Raw genomic sequence first — 14,950 nt, 5'->3', positions numbered from 1 at the left:
CTCGGCAATGGGTTTGCGCATCGGTAATTCCTACGATGGCTCTCATTGCTCGACACCTGTTTGCCACTTCCCCAAGGAGCCCCAATGAGTCGCGATGTGTTTGTTGCCGGCGTAGGCATGATTCCATTTGCCAAACCCGGAAAGAGTGATCCCTACTTCCAGATGGGCTCCAGTGCCACGTCCCTGGCGCTGGCAGATGCAGGCCTCGCGTATGACGCAGTGCAGCAAGCCTATGCAGGCTATGTCTACGGTGACTCCACCGCTGGTCAGAGAGCGCTGTATGAGGTGGGCATGTCCGGCATTCCCATCATCAATGTCAACAACAACTGTTCCACCGGCTCCACAGCCCTGTTCCTGGCACGTCAAGCCGTGGCCAGCGGTGCTGCCGACTGTGTGCTGGCCCTGGGGTTCGAGCAGATGACCCCTGGCGCACTGGGCTCGGTCTTTAGCGACCGGCCCAGCCCTTTTGACCGATTCGAAGCGGAAACCGATGCCCTGGTCGGCGACAACGGCGTGCCACTGGCCCTGCGCTACTTCGGCGGAGCAGGCAAGGCGCATATGGACCAGTACGGCACGCAGCTTTCCACCTTTGCCAAAATCCGCGCCAAGGCCAGCCGCCATGCAGCGCGCAATCCCCTGGCCCTGTTCCGCACCGAGGTGTCAGAGGAGGAGGTCATGGCCTCTCCCGTGATGTGGCCGGGCGTCATGACCCGGCTCATGGCCTGCCCACCGACCTGCGGTGCGGCGGCGGCCCTGCTGGTGTCCGAAGCCTATGCGCTCAAGCATGGCCTGGACCACAGCGTGCGCATCCGCGCCCAGTCCATGACCACGGACAGCCCCAAGACCTTCGAGGCCCACGATATGCGCGAAGTGGTGGGCTTCAGCATGGCTCAGGACGCTGCGCGTCAGGTCTACGAACAGGCCGGCATCAGTCCCCAGGACGTTGATGTAGTGGAGCTGCACGACTGCTTTGCACAAAACGAATTGCTGACCTACGAGGCCCTGGGCCTGTGCCCTGTGGGCGGTGCGGAAAAATTTGTCTGCGACGGCGACAACACCTACGGCGGCAAGTTTGTGACCAATCCGTCGGGCGGTCTGCTATCCAAGGGTCACCCGCTGGGCGCCACCGGTCTTGCCCAGTGCACAGAATTGGTGCAACAGCTACGCGGCCGGGCCGATCAGCGCCAGGTGGCCAATGCCCGCCTGGCGCTGCAGCACAACCTCGGCCTCGGTGGCGCCTGTGTGGTCACCCTCTACGAGCGCGTTTGAAGGAGCGGCCAATGATTGACACTCAATGGATAGGGCATGCCCTGCCCTCTTCCGAGCTCGACCTGGATCGCACCCGCCTCCGTTTCTTTGCCAAGGCCATCGGTGAAAACAGCGCCGTCTATACCGACCTGGAAGCCGCCCGCGCAGCGGGCTACCCAGACCTACCCGCGCCTCCCACCTTTTTGTTTGCGGCGGAGATGGACAGCGGTGCGTCCGACCTGCTCCTGCAAACCCTCAGCATCCCGATCGCCAAGATCCTGCATGGCGAGCAAAGCTTTTGCTATCACCTGAGCGCCTGCGCCGGAGACCGTATCACAGTGCAGTCCAGGATCGATGACATCTACAGCAAGAAGAACGGTGCACTGGAATTTGTCGTGAAGTCATCACGCGCCATCAATCAGAACAACGAGTTGGTGGCCGAGATGCGCTCCGTCATCGTGGTTCGCAACTAGAAAGGGCTGACAGTGAACACCCCTCGCTACGAGAAGGTCCAGGTTGGAGATGCACTGCCGGCCCTCGACCTTCCCCCGATCAGCCGCACCACGCTGGCTTTGTTTGCCGGAGCCTCTGGCGACCACAACCCGATTCATATCGACACCGACTTTGCGCGCAAGGCCGGCGTGCCCGATGTGTTTGCCCATGGCATGCTGGGCATGGCCTGGCTGGGGCGGCTGCTGACGAACTGGGCCCCACAGTCCAGGCTGCGCCACTTCGACGTGCGCTTTCAGGGCATTACCCATCTGGCCAATGCGATCTCATGCACGGGCCGCGTTATGGAAAAACGCGATGCAGACCGCAGCGTCCGCGTCGAGGTGCAAAGCACCAACCAGCATGGCCAGACCAAGATCGCGGGCGATGCCTGGATCAGCCTGCCCTGAGAACGTATTGATTCGTCCAAGGAGACTGCAATGACAAGAAAACTCGACGGCAAAGTGGCCCTGGTTTCAGGATCGGGCCGCGGCATAGGCCGCAGCATCGCCCTCAAGCTGGCCGGCGAAGGCGCACGCCTGGTCATCAACGACCTCGATGCGGAACCCGCCAATGAGACCCTGGCCTTGATACGCGAGATGGGCGGCGAGGCCATTGCCTGCGTGGGCAATGTCACCCACACCGACTTTGCCGAGCGCTTTGTCGGCGCCGCCGTCCAGCAATACCAGGGACTGGACATCATCGTCAACAACGCCGGCTACACCTGGGACAACGTCATCCAGAAGATGAGCGACGAGCAGTGGTACGCCATTCTCGACTGCCATCTGACGGCACCGTTTCGCATACTGCGTGCGGCCCAGCCTGTTATCAGGACCTTATCCAAGACCGAGCTTGAAGCTGGCCAGCGCGTCATGCGCAAGGTGGTCAATATCTCCTCGGTGGCGGGCCTTTTCGGCAATGCGGGCCAGACCAACTACTCTGTGGCCAAGGCCGGAATCACGGGCATGACCATGACGCTGGCCAAAGAGTGGGGACGCATGAACGTCAATGTGAACTGCGTGGCATTCGGACTCATCAAGACCAGGCTAACCAACTCCGCCGCCAATGGCGAGACGGCCCACATCGAGGGCCGCGACATCAAGGTAGGCGTGAACCCCGGTCTGATGGCAGCCATGGAACAGACGATTCCCCTGGGTCGCGCCGGCACGCCCGACGAAGCGGCGGGTGCGATCTACCTCTTTTGCCAACCTGAGTCGGACTACATTAGCGGCCAGACCTTGATGTGTACCGGCGGTCTGACAGGGGTCTGAACATGCTGCTGCCCAAACCCTTTCAACATGCCTGGATGAATGCAGATATCGATGCTTTCAGAGAGCAGGTACGCCGCTACATAGAGCGCGAACTGGCACCCCATGTACCCGCCTGGCGCGCTCAAGGTTACGTGCCGCGCGAGATCTGGCGCGGCTTTGGCGCATATGGCTTTCTGCTGCCCGAGATGGACGAGCAATGGGGAGGCGGTGGCGGCAATCTAGCCTATCAGTTGGTGGTGCAGGAAGAGCTGACCAAGGCCGAGGTACATGCCATCACCAGCGTGCACACCATCGCCTCGCACTACCTGCTGGCCTATGGAACCGAGGAACAGAAGCAGCGCTGGTTGCCCAGGCTCTGCAGCGGCGAACTGCTGGCTGGCATCGCCATGACCGAACCCAGCGTGGGCTCCGACCTCAAGGCCATGCGCACACGGGCCCAGCGCGATGGCGAGCACTACGTCATCAATGGCTCCAAGACCTTCATCACCAATGGCTACACGGCCAATTTGCTGGTGGTGGCCGTGCGCACCGGAGATGCCGGAAGCGGCGGCGTATCGCTGGTGGTGCTGGAGACGGAGAACCTGCCCGGCTTTCGCGTGGGCCGCAGGCTAGGCAAGATCGGTCAGCATATTTCGGACACCGCCGAGCTGTTCTTTGAAGACCTGCGCATACCCGCCAGCCACTTGCTGGGAGGCACCGAGGGGCAAGGCTTCAAGCAGCTGATGAGCCAACTGCCCTATGAACGCATGCTACTGGGGGTCAGCGCCGCTGCAGCCATCGAGATGGCTGTTGCACTGACCGTGGACTACACCCAGCAACGCCAGGCATTCGGCCAGACGATTGCAGACTTCCAGAACACGCGCTTCAAGCTGGCCGAATGCGCCACCACGGCCCATGTGGTGCGCAGCTTTGTCAACGACTGCATACAGCGCCTGCTCGACGGCACTCTGGATAACGAGGCCGCCTACATGGCCAAGTGGTGGTGCAGCGAGCAGCAGTGCAAGGTGATGGATGAATGCCTGCAGCTGTTCGGCGGCTACGGCTATATGGAGGAATACCCCATCGCGCGCCTGTACACCGATGCCCGAATCCAGAAGATCTACGGCGGCGCCAATGAAATCATGAAGGACCTGATCGCCAGACGCCTTTTCGCCCAATAGCCTCGCATTGATCGCTTTCTCTGTTTCAAGAAAGGCCAGCCATGTATCTCACGCAAAGCTTGCGTCGCGCCATGCAGCAGACGCCCCATGCCACAGCCAGCATCTACAACGGTCGCAAACGCAGTTTTGCGCAGCTGGGGGAGCGGGTCGCCCGCTTCGCTGGTGCGCTGCAGGCGCTGGGCGCCCAGGCCGGGGACCGGGTCGGGATTCTGAGCCTCAACTCGGACTGGTATCTGGAGTACTACATGGCCTGCTACTGGGCAGGCGTGGCCGTCAACCCCATCAATATCCGCTGGAGCGCCAACGAGATCGCCTACTCCCTCGATGATTGTGACACCCGCCTCCTGCTGGTGGATGACAGCTTCGTGCCGTTGATGCCCGAGATACTCAAGCTGTCCCGCTCTCTGCAGACGCTGATCCATCTGGGCGATGGTCCCGCCCCGCAGAACATGCTTTCCTACGAAGCGCTGGTGGCAGACAGCAGCCCGGTTGAAGACGCCATGCGCAGCGGCGACGACCTGGCCGGCGTCTTCTATACCGGCGGCACCACGGGTTCCCCCAAAGGGGTCATGCTCTGCCACCGCAATCTCTATACCAATGCCATTTCGGGTGTGTCGTCACAGATCGTGCGCGCAGGCAGCATTGGTCTGCACGCGGCCCCCATGTTCCATCTGGCTGACGGTGCGTTCATGAATGCCCTGTTTGCCGCAGGCGGCTGCCATGTCATGGTGCCGCGCTTCGACCCCATCGCGGTGCTGCAGGCCATTGCCAGCACCGGTGTGACCGATACGCTGCTGGTGCCCACCATGATTCAGATGCTGGTGGACCATCCCGATGTGCACAAATACGATCTGAACTCGCTGCGTCAGGTGACTTATGGTGCCTCTCCCATTTCCGAGGGTCTGCTGGACCGCGCCATGCGGACCATCCCCGATGTGGGCTTTTTGCAGGCCTATGGTATGACGGAGGTATCCCCCATTGCCACTATTCTTTCCCCCGAGATGCACCGCGAACCAGGCCGGGCCAGGGGCCGTCACCGCAGCGCCGGACGCGCCACGGCCTGCACCGAGGTGCGTATCGTCGATCCCGAGGGGCGGGAAGTGCCGCGAGGCGAGGTAGGTGAAATCGTGGTTCGGGGTCCCGGCGTGATGTTGGGCTACTGGAACAAGCCCGCCGAAACCGAAGCTGCCATCCGCGATGGCTGGATGCATACGGGTGACGGCGGTCGCATGGACGACGAAGGCTATGTCTTTGTGGTGGACCGCATCAAGGACATGATCGTCACCGGTGGCGAGAACGTCTACAGCGTCGAGGTGGAAAGCGTCATTGCCACCCACCCTGCCGTGGCCTCATGCGCTGTCATAGGCATTCCCCATGAGCATTGGGGTGAGCAGGTCCATGTCTTCATCGTGCTTAAGCCCGGACAGAGCCTGGAAGCCCAGGAACTGATCCACTTCTGCAAGGAGCGCATCGCCGGCTACAAATGTCCCCGTGATGTTTCCTTTGTCGAGGCCATGCCGCTATCCGGTGCAGGCAAGATCCTCAAGACCAGCTTGCGGGCCCCGTTCTGGGCCCATCATGAAAGAAAGGTCGCCTGATGTCTGATCTGGTTCTCTGGGAAGTTCGCAACGGCGTAGGTCATCTGGTTCTGAACCAGCCCGAGCGGGGCAACGTGATCGGCACGGCCATGGCACACGACCTGAAGGCGGTGGTGGAGAAGGCCTGCAACGCAGATATCGGTGCCCTGCTCATTTCCGCACGCGGCAAACAGTTCTGCGTCGGAGGTGACATCAGCGAGTTTGGCGAACATCGCGAGCGGCTGGCACCGCTGATCGGTGCCATGCTGGATGTACTCAATCCTGTCATGCATCAGCTGGCCAGCCTGCCGTTGCCAGTCATCAGTGCCGTTCAAGGCCCTGTCGGAGGCGGCGGCATCGGGCTCGCGCTGTGTGCGGACCTGGTACTGGCCAGCCGCCACATGTTCTTGCGCGGAGGCTATTCGGCCATCGGCCTGAGCCCCGATCTGGGTGTATCGGGCTATCTCACCCACCGTGCAGGTGCCGCCAAGGCCAAATACATTCTGATGAGCAACCGCGCCATAGCCGCCGAGGACTGTCTGCGCATGGGCCTGGTCGATGAGCTGCACGAGCCCGAACAGCTGCTGGCAGCGGCAACCGCGCTGGCCGAGGAACTTGCCGGCGGCCCCACCAATTCCCTGGCGGGCATCAAGAATCTCTGTGATTCGGCACATCGGCAGGATCTTCAGCAGCAACTGGGGGCCGAGCGCGAAGCCATGCTGGCCTGCGCCCGCTCCGGTAACAGTCTCGAAGGCGTGACTGCCTTCCTGCAAAAGCGCAGGCCGGTGTTTCAGCGTCGCTGAATCGGCTGCCTATTTTTTAGGCACACCAGGCAAAGCCTTGCCAGTCAAGGCTTTGCGCATTTATTCCGACATTTACCCACAGGCCAGACCACATGTTCTGGGGATAAGCACCAAGCTGGTGTGTAATCACCGGCATGCCCCGATTGATTGCTCCTAGCAAGGACGAAAGTGCCCTGCTCCCCCCGTTTCTGGAATTGCCCGAACATGCAATCCACCTTCCGCAGTCCGAAGCCGAATTCGAAGCCGCCTTCAAGGCCATGAATGCCGAGCCTGTGCTCGGCTTTGACACGGAAAGCAAACCCATCTTCAATATCGGCCAGCAGGATAACGGCCCTCATCTGGTACAGCTCGCCACGGCCAGCCAGGCCTGGCTGCTGCAGCTGCACAGGCCCATGGCTCTGGAAGTGTCGCGCATGGTGCTGGCTGCAGAACATATCTGCAAGGTCGGCTTCGGGCTCGATAACGATAAACACTCCCTGCCCCGCAGACTGGGAGCGCCGCTGATCAATATTCAGGATCTGGACAGCCGCTTCAAGCGGCTCGGCTATGGCCCATCGGTGGGCGTGCGTGCCGCCGCAGCGCTGGTACTCCAGCAGAGCTTTCGCAAGTCCAAGCGCACCACCACCTCCAACTGGGCCGCCGCCGAACTCAGCCCAGCCCAGCGACGCTATGCCGCCAATGACGCCCATGCCCCGGCCGTGATCTATGCGCACCTGCCCGCCTGGGAAAGCGCCCTTCCCGTCCTTCCAAGGCGCGCCCCCAGAAGTCCGAGGTCCTGAAGGCCAAGCGCCATGGGATCTGGGCCCGATGGCGGGATTCAGGCAATCATTCTCCATTGCGGCTGGCTCTCGTCTTGCGCAGAGCTCATGACGCAATCCCGTCCCGCCTTCTTGGCCTGGTAGAGCAGCGCATCGGCCTCGGCCAGTGCCTGCTCGAAATCCTGCGCGGAACTGAGTGCAGCAATGCCAAAACTGGCTGTCACCCTCAGTTGCGCAGGCAACCCTCCGAGCTCATGGCTTTGCAAGCGCTCACGCACACGCTCGACAATGGCTTGCGCTTCGAACAGTTGTACTCGCGATAGCAGCAAGACGAACTCCTCTCCGCCGAAGCGGGCAACCAGGTCACAGTCTCTGACCTGCTGAGTCAGCAACTGCGCCAGCTGCTGCAGCACCTGATCGCCAGCTGCGTGGCCCCAGTTGTCGTTGATGTACTTGAAATGATCGATGTCCACGGCGACCACGGCCCAGGGCACCAGCCGCTGATCGGCCAGGCGCGACTCTGCGGCCTCCATGAAAGCGCGACGGTTGAGCAGGCGCGTCAAAGAGTCCCGGTTGCGCTCTTCGCGCAATGTCGTCATCACATCCCTGACCGAGCAGGCCAGCAGTCCTACGGCAAACCACATTGCAAACAGAAGCGCTATGGCCTGGGTGAGCAGCCAGTATCCGGACCGGGTCAGTTCCTGCACTTCATGCACAGGCAACAGACTGACCGCCGCCGGCCGAAACAAGGCATTGCAGACATTGAGCCCATAGGCCCAGCGCACTCCGCGCTCCAGCCAGTCCTTTGAGGAATCGGCCCTGAGAAAGGCCGGTATGGCCAGGGTCAGCTGCAGCGCCATCGCCAGAGCCAGACATTGCACGCGGACCCACAGGTTATTCTCGATCCGGGAAAAGTAGAACAGCACGGACAGGGCGACGACAGCGATCAGAATGCCGCCGGGCACACTCGCCCCTGCAGACCCCAGCCTGAGGGAAACCCCTTGCGCCAGCGACCAAGTACCGAGCAGATACAGACATGCCGTGGCCATGGCAAACTGGCTCAGTTGCGCATTGCTCATCAGACTTTGCGCAGCCAGAGCCGTCGCGAGCAACACATAGCCGCCCACCAGCCAGAGCAGAAACAAGGCACGCGGCTGCCGGCGCTGCACATACCAGCAAGCCAGCAAGGCAAACCCGAACAGCATCACGCAAGCCGGCGCGATCAAGGCAAAGTACAAATCTGCAGGCTGGCCCAATTTAGGTTCTCCGCGCAGGAAACTGTGAATTCAACGTCATTCATTCTCCGGCGAGAAGTATCTCCGGCTTTCACTGCGGCATAAGCACATAGCCATTAGGTCGTTCTCCTGAGTCCTCGACCTGCCCATAATCAATGATGCCAAAGCCCTGGCTGCGGCCTTCGAATAACTTGCCAAAGAGACACATATATGCGCTTAGAGACACTGGCCGTACATGCCGGCTATTCCCCCGATCCCACCACCAAGGCTGTGGCCGTTCCCATCTACCAGACGGTAGCCTACGCATTTGACAGTGCCCAGCATGGTGCCGACCTGTTTGATCTGAAGGTCCCGGGCAATATCTACACGCGCATCATGAACCCCACCACCGACGTGCTGGAAAAGCGCGTCGCGGCCCTGGAAGGCGGCATTGCCGCACTGGCCCTGGCATCGGGCATGGCCGCCATCACCGCCGCGATCCAGACTCTGGCCGAAGCGGGTGACAACATCGTGTCGGCCAGCACGCTCTATGGCGGCACCTACAACCTGTTTGCCCACACCTTTCCGCAGCAAGGCATCGAGGTGCGCTTTGCCGATCCACGCGATCCGGCCAGCTTCGGCAAGCTGATCGACGCCAGGACCAAGGCGGTATTCATCGAATCCATCGGCAACCCGCTTGGCAATGTGACCGACATCCGTGCTCTGGCCGATGTGGCACACCAACATGGCGTGCCGCTTATCGTAGACAACACCGTGCCCTCTCCCTATCTGCTGCGCCCGTTCGAACATGGCGCAGACATCGTGGTGCACTCGCTGACCAAATACCTGGGCGGCCACGGCACCAGCGTGGGCGGGGCTATCGTGGACAGCGGCAAGTTCCCCTGGGCCGAGCACAAGGCGCGCTTCAAGCGCCTGAACGAGCCCGACGTCAGCTATCACGGCGTGGTCTACACCGAAGCGCTGGGCCCCGCCGCCTTCATCGGCCGCGCTCGCGTCGTGCCGCTGCGCAATATGGGCGCCGCCATCTCGCCGCAGAACGCCTTCCAGATCCTGCAAGGCATTGAAACCCTGGCCCTGCGCATGGACCGCATCTGCGAAAACACGCAGAAGATTGCCGAAACCCTGCAGCAACACCCCAAAGTGGAATGGGTGCGTTATGCCGGACTCAAAGATCACCCCGACCACGCCATCGTGCAAAAGCAGTCGGGCGGCCGCGCATCCGGCATTCTGTCGTTCAGCCTCAAGGGCAGCGAAGGCCGTGTGGCCGGTGCACATTTCCTGGATGCGCTGCAGCTGTTCACGCGCCTGGTCAATATCGGCGATGCCAAGTCGCTGGCGACCCACCCCGCCTCAACCACCCACCGCCAGCTGGATCCCGATGAGCTGGCCAAGGCCGGCGTGACCGAAGGCATGGTGCGCCTGTCCGTGGGTATCGAGCATATCGACGATCTGCTGGCCGACCTGAACCAGGCACTCGAACAAGTCTGAAGCGGCTTTCCACTCTGGCGCGCGACCTCACACATCGCGCGCCAGGCGCAGTCCCGTCATCTGCCAGCGAGCCGTTGAAGGAAAGAAATTGCGATAGGTCAGCCGCGCATGGCCGGCAGGCGTGAGGCAGGAGCCTCCGCGCAGCACGTACTGGTTGACCATGAACTTGCCGTTGTACTCACCCACAGCCCCCTCGGCCACACGAAAGCCCGGGTAGGCCGCATAGGACGACTGCGTCCACTCCCAGACTTGGCCGATTGCAGCTCCTCCGCGGGTACCTGCGACCTCGGGGTGCAGCCTGCCAGGCTCGCCGAAGCGGGACGCAGGCCATTTCTGCCTGCCCATGGCCGCCTCCCACTCCATCTCCGTGGGCAGGCGCGCACCGGCCCAGCGCGCATAGGCATCGGCCTCGAAGTAGGAGAGATGGCAGACAGGCCTCAGCGCATGCAGAGCCGTCACGCCATACAGGCTGAACTCCTGCCAGCCCGCCCCATCCATGCATCTCCAGTACCAGGGATGGCTCAGCTGCTGGGCCTGGCACCAGTCCCAGCCTTCGGCCAGCCACCATTGAGCCTGGCGGTAGCCGCCGTCCAGCACAAAGCGCAGAAACTCGCCATTGTTCACGGGCCTGGACGCCAGCTGCGCAGCTTGCAGATAGACCTTGTGGCTTGGCATTTCATTGTCGAACGCAAAGCCGCCGCCCTCATGGCCTATGCGGTAGATGCCGGCCTCGAGCGGCTGCCACAGCAGATCGTCGGCCACCGGCACGGAACCAGCCTCTGCCAGGCCATCCGACGCATAGGCCGGCCAAAGCGGGTGGCAGGAAAGCAAATGCTTGATGTCGGTGAGCAGCAGCTCCTGGTGCTGCTGCTCGTGCTGCAAGCCCAGTGTGAGGAGCTGGGCCACGGCTTGCTGCGTCCCCGGGCTTTGCGCTGTCATGGCCGCCAGCAATGCCAGCATCTGCTCGTCCACCGCCGCGCGATAGTCCATGACCTGGGACAGCGCCGGCCTGGTCAGCAAGCCCCGCTGGGCTCTGGGATGACGTTCTCCCACCTGCTGGTAGTAGGAGTTGAACAGCATGCGGAAACTCTCGTCGAAAGCCCTGTGCCCGGGCTGGTGCGCGGCCAGTACAAAGGTCTCGAAGAACCAGCTGGTATGGGCCAGATGCCATTTGGCAGGACTCGCATCGGGCATGGATTGCACGCAGGCGTCTTCCGCCGACAGGGGTTCTGCCAGCTTTTGCGTACAGGCTCTCACCCGTTCGAACTGCTGCGCCAGCGCCGGCCAGTCCCAGGCGACGGGCGGCGCAGAAAAGGACTCAGCCATGGGCATGAATCACGGCAAACCATTGCTGCTCATCGGTCCAGACCCTGGGCCGGACAAACCCCGCGCAAGCGAGCAGATCGAGGAAATCGGACAGCGGGTATTTGTAGCTGTTCTCGGTATGGATGGTCTCGCCCCGCGCGAAATGGCGCAGGCCCTGGGGCCAGCACACCATGACGGGACGGCGCGCGCGCAAATGCATCTCTATGCGCGATGTCCGGCGGTCGAAGCGTGCCTCATGCGCCCAGTCCTGAAGATCGAAATCGCTGCCCAGCAGGCGGTTCACATGCTGGAGCACATTGAGATTGAATTCGGCCGTGACGCCCTGCTCGTCGTCGTAAGCAGCGACCAGCACCGACTCGGGCTTGGGCAGGTCGATACCGATCAGCAGTCCACCGTCGCCCACCACCAGCGAATGCATGTGGCGCAGCATATGCAGCGCCTGCTGGGTATCGAAGTTGCCGATCGAGGAGCCCGGATAGAACAGCTCGCGCCGTGCCTGCGGCACGCCGGGCGGCAAATGCCAGTCGCCCGTGAAATCGGCCGCCACTGCGCGCGCGCTGAGTTGCGGGAAGTCCTGCTCTAGCCTGGCCACAGCGGCCTGCAGAAACTCCACAGCAATATCCACTCCCAGAAACTGCTGCGGCCCCACGCTGCGGCACAGACGCCTGACCTTTTCGCAATTGCCCGCCCCCAGCTCAATCAGCACCTGGCAGCCCGCCATGGCCTCGGCTATTTCAGGTTCGAACCGGGTCATGATGGCGGCCTCGGTTCTTGTCGGGTAGTACTCGGGCAGCCGGGTAATCTGCTCGAACAGGGCGCAGCCCTGCGCGTCATAGAGGAACTTGGGGGAAATCTGCGCCTGCTGCTGCATCAGCCCCTGGGCCAGCTCCTCGCAGGACTGGGCCCGTGGGGATTGCGCCGGCCTCGAAGCACCCGACCCTGACAGCCTCGGCAAGGGGGCCAGAGGCAGGGGAATGCGCCCTGCGCGAGACAAAGACTCTATGGATGCTGTCTGCCTGTCCGGTATCGCGCGCATGCTGATTCTCCTGATGAGCTGATCGCGCGACACAGCCATTGCCCGCGCCATCCTTGCCAAGCCTGCTCAAAGCCCTCAGCCTAGCGCTGTCGACAAGCAGCGCAAGTAGGACTGCAGCCAGCGCTACTTTTACTGCATGCGCAGGCGGCAATGCTGACAAAGCCAATACTGGCACAGGCGTGCGGGCAAAAAAAATCGGTATCCCGCGCTGGCGGAATACCGATCAAACATACACCCTAGCCTCCGGAGTCCCCGGGCCATGCCGGCCCATTGACCCCGTTGCACCACAGAGCTGCGGTGCGTGCCTCGCCTGCGGGAAGAAGGCCGCCGACGAGAACACTCTTTGCCGTAAGCTATCAGAAACGATAGCCCACGCCCACGCCCACCAGCCATGGGTCAACCTTGAACTTGGTGTCCTGGAACACGCCTGCACCAGTCACCTTGGTGCCCAGATAGACCTTCTTGACGTCGAAGTTCAGCGACCAGTTCTTGTCCAGCGCATAGTCGAAGCCGATCTGCAGCGCACCGCCGAAGCTGTTCTTCTTCACGGTCACGGCACCGTCGAGAATGCTCACGTTCGAGAAGCGTGTGTAGTTCACGCCTGCACCCACATAAGGCTTGAAGGCGCCGAAGTTGGTGAAGTGGTACTGCGCCAGCAAGGTGGGAGGCAGATGCTTGAGCGTGCCGATCTTGTCGCCGTTCAGGCGCACATCATGCTTTTGGGGAAAGGTCAGAATCAGCTCGGCAGCGATATTGGGCGTGAAGAAGTAAGACACGTCCAGCTCGGGCATCCATTTGTTGTTGATACTGACGCCTGCGTCACCGGCAGCGCCGCCGTTGTCGCTGTCCAGATGCACGGCACGCGCACGCACCATCCAGGGGCTTGTGCCGTCAAACGAGGATTGTGCAAAAGCAGTACCGGCAGTCAGGGCGCTGGCAACGGCGGCGATTGCGATCAGAGTCTTTTTCATGGGCTTTTTCCTTGAAGAGATGGCAGAAAGCTTGTTTGCCTTCCTTGGTAGTGATTGAAACAAAGCCACTCATTTGCGGCTTTGTCCCACATCAACCCGCACACCAAGATGCCAAAGAAAAAGGCCGGCGTTGCCCTTCGGCCACGCCAGCCCCATGTCCTGATTCAGCGCAAAGCCCCGCGCCACCCGCAGTGCTAGCCGCAGTCTGGAGTTGTCAATGTGCGGCCCTGGCCGGACGCAGCTTGTGCCAGAGCGTCACGCAGATGACCACGGCACTGCCAATCGCGGCGCCCACCACCACATGTACCAGCAAAGGCCCCAGCGCTGCAGCCACGCCGCCCATGGGTGCAATCACCTGCTGTATCCAGTGCTCGACGGGCGTGATGCCATGCACCAGCAGGCTGCCACCCACGAGGAACATGGCCGCAGTGCCGACAATCGACAGCCCACGCATCAGCCAGGGGGTGAAGGCGATCAGACCACGGCCTGCTGCCTTGGCGACGCTGCCACTCCTGTCCATCAGCCAGCCGCCCACATCGTCCATGCGCACAATGCCGGCCACCAGTCCGTAGACGAACACGGTGATGCCCAGAGCCACGGCGATCAGCACCGCCGCCTGCTCCCAGATGGGCTTGGTCGCCACGGTGCCCAGCGCAATCGCCATGATTTCGGCCGACAGAATGAAGTCCGTGCGCACGGCGCCCTTGACCTTCTGTTTTTCATACTCCATCGGGTCCATCTGCTTTTCACGTGCGGCACGCACCGATGAGGGCGCCACACCCTTGTGAACGGCCTCCTCGGCATCGACGACGGCATCATGCACATCATGCTTCTGATGCTTGTGAAACAGCTCCAGGATCTTCTCCACGCCTTCAAAGCACAGAAAAGCGCCCCCCACCATCAGCAAGGGCGTGATCAACCAGGGCACAAAGGCGCTGATCAACAACGCCGCAGGCACCAGGATGGCCTTGTTCAGCAGCGAGCCCTTGGCCACCGCCCAGACCACGGGCAGCTCCCGGTTGGCCTTCACTCCCGTGACCTGCTCGGCATTGAGTGCCAGATCGTCACCCAGCACGCCGGCCGTCTTCTGCACCGCCACCTTGGTCTGGGTAGCCACATCGTCAAGAATTGCCGTGCTCTTGCCTGCCGCGGTCTTGGTCATCAAGGCCACGTCGTCGAGCAAGCTAGCAATATCGTCTAGCAACATCAAAAGGCCGGCACCTGCCATCGCTTCTCCCGGTGGTTTGCAAAATCGCCATCATGCCTGCAAACCGTGCCACGATTGCGACAGGAAATTGCCAATCAGCTGCGCGTTCGCCACGGCCCTGGCTTTGCAGCGACAATGAGCGCCCTTATCGAACGGAAACCCTGTGACTCAAGCCATCGCCCATGCCGAACTGATTGCCAGCTACCGCAAACTTGCCGCAGAGGCCGCCAAGAAGGCGGAACTGGTCAAGGCCGCTGCAGGCAAAGGCCCCAAGACCATTGCAACGGTCAGCGAAACCGCTGCCAAGGCCGCGCGCCGCCGTGATGTGATGGCCGCCAGGCTGGCCAAGCTCGGCGTCGCTCTGCCGGACTGAGCCCCAAA

General features: G+C 61.9%; 15 protein-coding genes. 10 read left to right on the top strand and 5 right to left on the bottom strand.

What is annotated here, in order from left to right:
• The first annotated feature begins 84 nt into the window (after positions 1-84).
• From ACLBXN_RS05395 to ACLBXN_RS05360, 8 genes are all read left to right on the top strand, one after another.
• On the top strand, positions 85-1,269 hold the full coding sequence (locus ACLBXN_RS05395; protein ID WP_447611403.1) for a lipid-transfer protein: 1,185 nt from the start codon (positions 85-87) through the stop codon (positions 1,267-1,269).
• An 11-nt stretch (positions 1,270-1,280) separates the two neighbouring features.
• Positions 1,281-1,721: a MaoC family dehydratase N-terminal domain-containing protein gene (locus ACLBXN_RS05390; protein ID WP_447611402.1), complete on the top strand. Its 441-nt coding sequence runs from the start codon at positions 1,281-1,283 to the stop codon at positions 1,719-1,721.
• A gap of 12 nt (positions 1,722-1,733) precedes the next feature.
• Positions 1,734-2,147: a MaoC family dehydratase gene (locus tag ACLBXN_RS05385; RefSeq protein WP_087084305.1), complete on the top strand. Its 414-nt coding sequence runs from the start codon at positions 1,734-1,736 to the stop codon at positions 2,145-2,147.
• A 30-nt stretch (positions 2,148-2,177) separates the two neighbouring features.
• Positions 2,178-3,008: an SDR family NAD(P)-dependent oxidoreductase gene (locus ACLBXN_RS05380; protein WP_447611401.1), complete on the top strand. Its 831-nt coding sequence runs from the start codon at positions 2,178-2,180 to the stop codon at positions 3,006-3,008.
• A gap of 2 nt (positions 3,009-3,010) precedes the next feature.
• Entirely contained in the window at positions 3,011-4,168 is a 1,158-nt protein-coding gene (locus ACLBXN_RS05375; protein WP_447611400.1) for an acyl-CoA dehydrogenase family protein, read from the top strand.
• A gap of 41 nt (positions 4,169-4,209) precedes the next feature.
• Entirely contained in the window at positions 4,210-5,766 is a 1,557-nt protein-coding gene (locus tag ACLBXN_RS05370) for an acyl-CoA synthetase (RefSeq protein WP_447611399.1), read from the top strand.
• Entirely contained in the window at positions 5,766-6,548 is a 783-nt protein-coding gene (locus ACLBXN_RS05365; protein ID WP_407715817.1) for an enoyl-CoA hydratase/isomerase family protein, read from the top strand. Before ACLBXN_RS05370 ends, ACLBXN_RS05365 begins: the two co-directional genes overlap by 1 nt.
• A gap of 134 nt (positions 6,549-6,682) precedes the next feature.
• A complete protein-coding gene (locus ACLBXN_RS05360) occupies positions 6,683-7,327 on the top strand; it encodes a 3'-5' exonuclease (RefSeq protein WP_447611398.1) in 645 nt (214 codons plus the stop codon).
• Between the two features lie 38 nt (positions 7,328-7,365).
• Here the strand turns inward: ACLBXN_RS05360 and ACLBXN_RS05355 are convergent, their stop codons facing one another.
• Positions 7,366-8,562: a diguanylate cyclase gene (locus ACLBXN_RS05355; protein ID WP_447611397.1), complete on the bottom strand. Its 1,197-nt coding sequence runs from the start codon at positions 8,560-8,562 to the stop codon at positions 7,366-7,368.
• Positions 8,563-8,751: 189 nt separating this feature from the next.
• Here ACLBXN_RS05355 and ACLBXN_RS05350 point away from each other — a divergent pair, with 189 nt between their 5' ends.
• Positions 8,752-10,029, top strand: coding sequence for an O-acetylhomoserine aminocarboxypropyltransferase/cysteine synthase family protein (locus ACLBXN_RS05350; RefSeq protein WP_447611396.1), 1,278 nt, complete (start codon positions 8,752-8,754; stop codon positions 10,027-10,029).
• Positions 10,030-10,056: 27 nt separating this feature from the next.
• Here the strand turns inward: ACLBXN_RS05350 and egtB are convergent, their stop codons facing one another.
• From egtB to ACLBXN_RS05330, 4 genes are all read right to left on the bottom strand, one after another.
• Entirely contained in the window at positions 10,057-11,361 is a 1,305-nt protein-coding gene (gene egtB, locus ACLBXN_RS05345) for an ergothioneine biosynthesis protein EgtB (protein WP_447611395.1), read from the bottom strand.
• Positions 11,348-12,391 (bottom strand): L-histidine N(alpha)-methyltransferase, encoded by a 1,044-nt coding sequence (egtD, locus tag ACLBXN_RS05340; RefSeq protein WP_447611394.1) that lies wholly within the window; start codon positions 12,389-12,391, stop codon positions 11,348-11,350. Before egtD ends, egtB begins: the two co-directional genes overlap by 14 nt.
• 356 nt (positions 12,392-12,747) lie before the next feature.
• Positions 12,748-13,362, bottom strand: coding sequence for an OmpW/AlkL family protein (locus ACLBXN_RS05335; protein ID WP_043004406.1), 615 nt, complete (start codon positions 13,360-13,362; stop codon positions 12,748-12,750).
• Between the two features lie 214 nt (positions 13,363-13,576).
• The gene (locus tag ACLBXN_RS05330) at positions 13,577-14,590 is read right to left on the bottom strand and encodes a DUF808 domain-containing protein (protein ID WP_447611393.1); all 1,014 of its coding nucleotides are present in this window, start codon (positions 14,588-14,590) and stop codon (positions 13,577-13,579) included.
• 142 nt (positions 14,591-14,732) lie between these two features.
• On the opposite strand from ACLBXN_RS05330, the gene ACLBXN_RS05325 reads away from it, so the two are divergent.
• Complete coding sequence (locus tag ACLBXN_RS05325) at positions 14,733-14,942, top strand: hypothetical protein (RefSeq protein WP_087084317.1); 210 nt, start codon at positions 14,733-14,735, stop codon at positions 14,940-14,942.
• Positions 14,943-14,950 lie beyond the last annotated feature (8 nt).

The sequence above is a fragment of the Comamonas sp. C24C genome (assembly GCF_053345995.1).
This window is presented reverse-complemented; position numbering and strand designations above follow the sequence as displayed.

Bases quoted from the DNA above. Each gene is read 5' to 3' on its own strand.
- ACLBXN_RS05335 (WP_043004406.1), bottom strand. From the start codon at position 13,362: ATGAAAAAGACTCTGATCGCAATCGCCGCCGTTGCCAGCGCCCTGACT.
- ACLBXN_RS05360 (WP_447611398.1), top strand. From the start codon at position 6,683: ATGCCCCGATTGATTGCTCCTAGCAAGGACGAAAGTGCCCTGCTCCCC.
- ACLBXN_RS05350 (WP_447611396.1), top strand. From the start codon at position 8,752: ATGCGCTTAGAGACACTGGCCGTACATGCCGGCTATTCCCCCGATCCC.
- egtD (WP_447611394.1), bottom strand. From the start codon at position 12,391: ATGCGCGCGATACCGGACAGGCAGACAGCATCCATAGAGTCTTTGTCT.
- ACLBXN_RS05375 (WP_447611400.1), top strand. From the start codon at position 3,011: ATGCTGCTGCCCAAACCCTTTCAACATGCCTGGATGAATGCAGATATC.
- ACLBXN_RS05380 (WP_447611401.1), top strand. From the start codon at position 2,178: ATGACAAGAAAACTCGACGGCAAAGTGGCCCTGGTTTCAGGATCGGGC.
- ACLBXN_RS05330 (WP_447611393.1), bottom strand. From the start codon at position 14,590: ATGGCAGGTGCCGGCCTTTTGATGTTGCTAGACGATATTGCTAGCTTG.
- ACLBXN_RS05395 (WP_447611403.1), top strand. From the start codon at position 85: ATGAGTCGCGATGTGTTTGTTGCCGGCGTAGGCATGATTCCATTTGCC.
- ACLBXN_RS05370 (WP_447611399.1), top strand. From the start codon at position 4,210: ATGTATCTCACGCAAAGCTTGCGTCGCGCCATGCAGCAGACGCCCCAT.
- ACLBXN_RS05390 (WP_447611402.1), top strand. From the start codon at position 1,281: ATGATTGACACTCAATGGATAGGGCATGCCCTGCCCTCTTCCGAGCTC.
- ACLBXN_RS05365 (WP_407715817.1), top strand. From the start codon at position 5,766: ATGTCTGATCTGGTTCTCTGGGAAGTTCGCAACGGCGTAGGTCATCTG.
- egtB (WP_447611395.1), bottom strand. From the start codon at position 11,361: ATGCCCATGGCTGAGTCCTTTTCTGCGCCGCCCGTCGCCTGGGACTGG.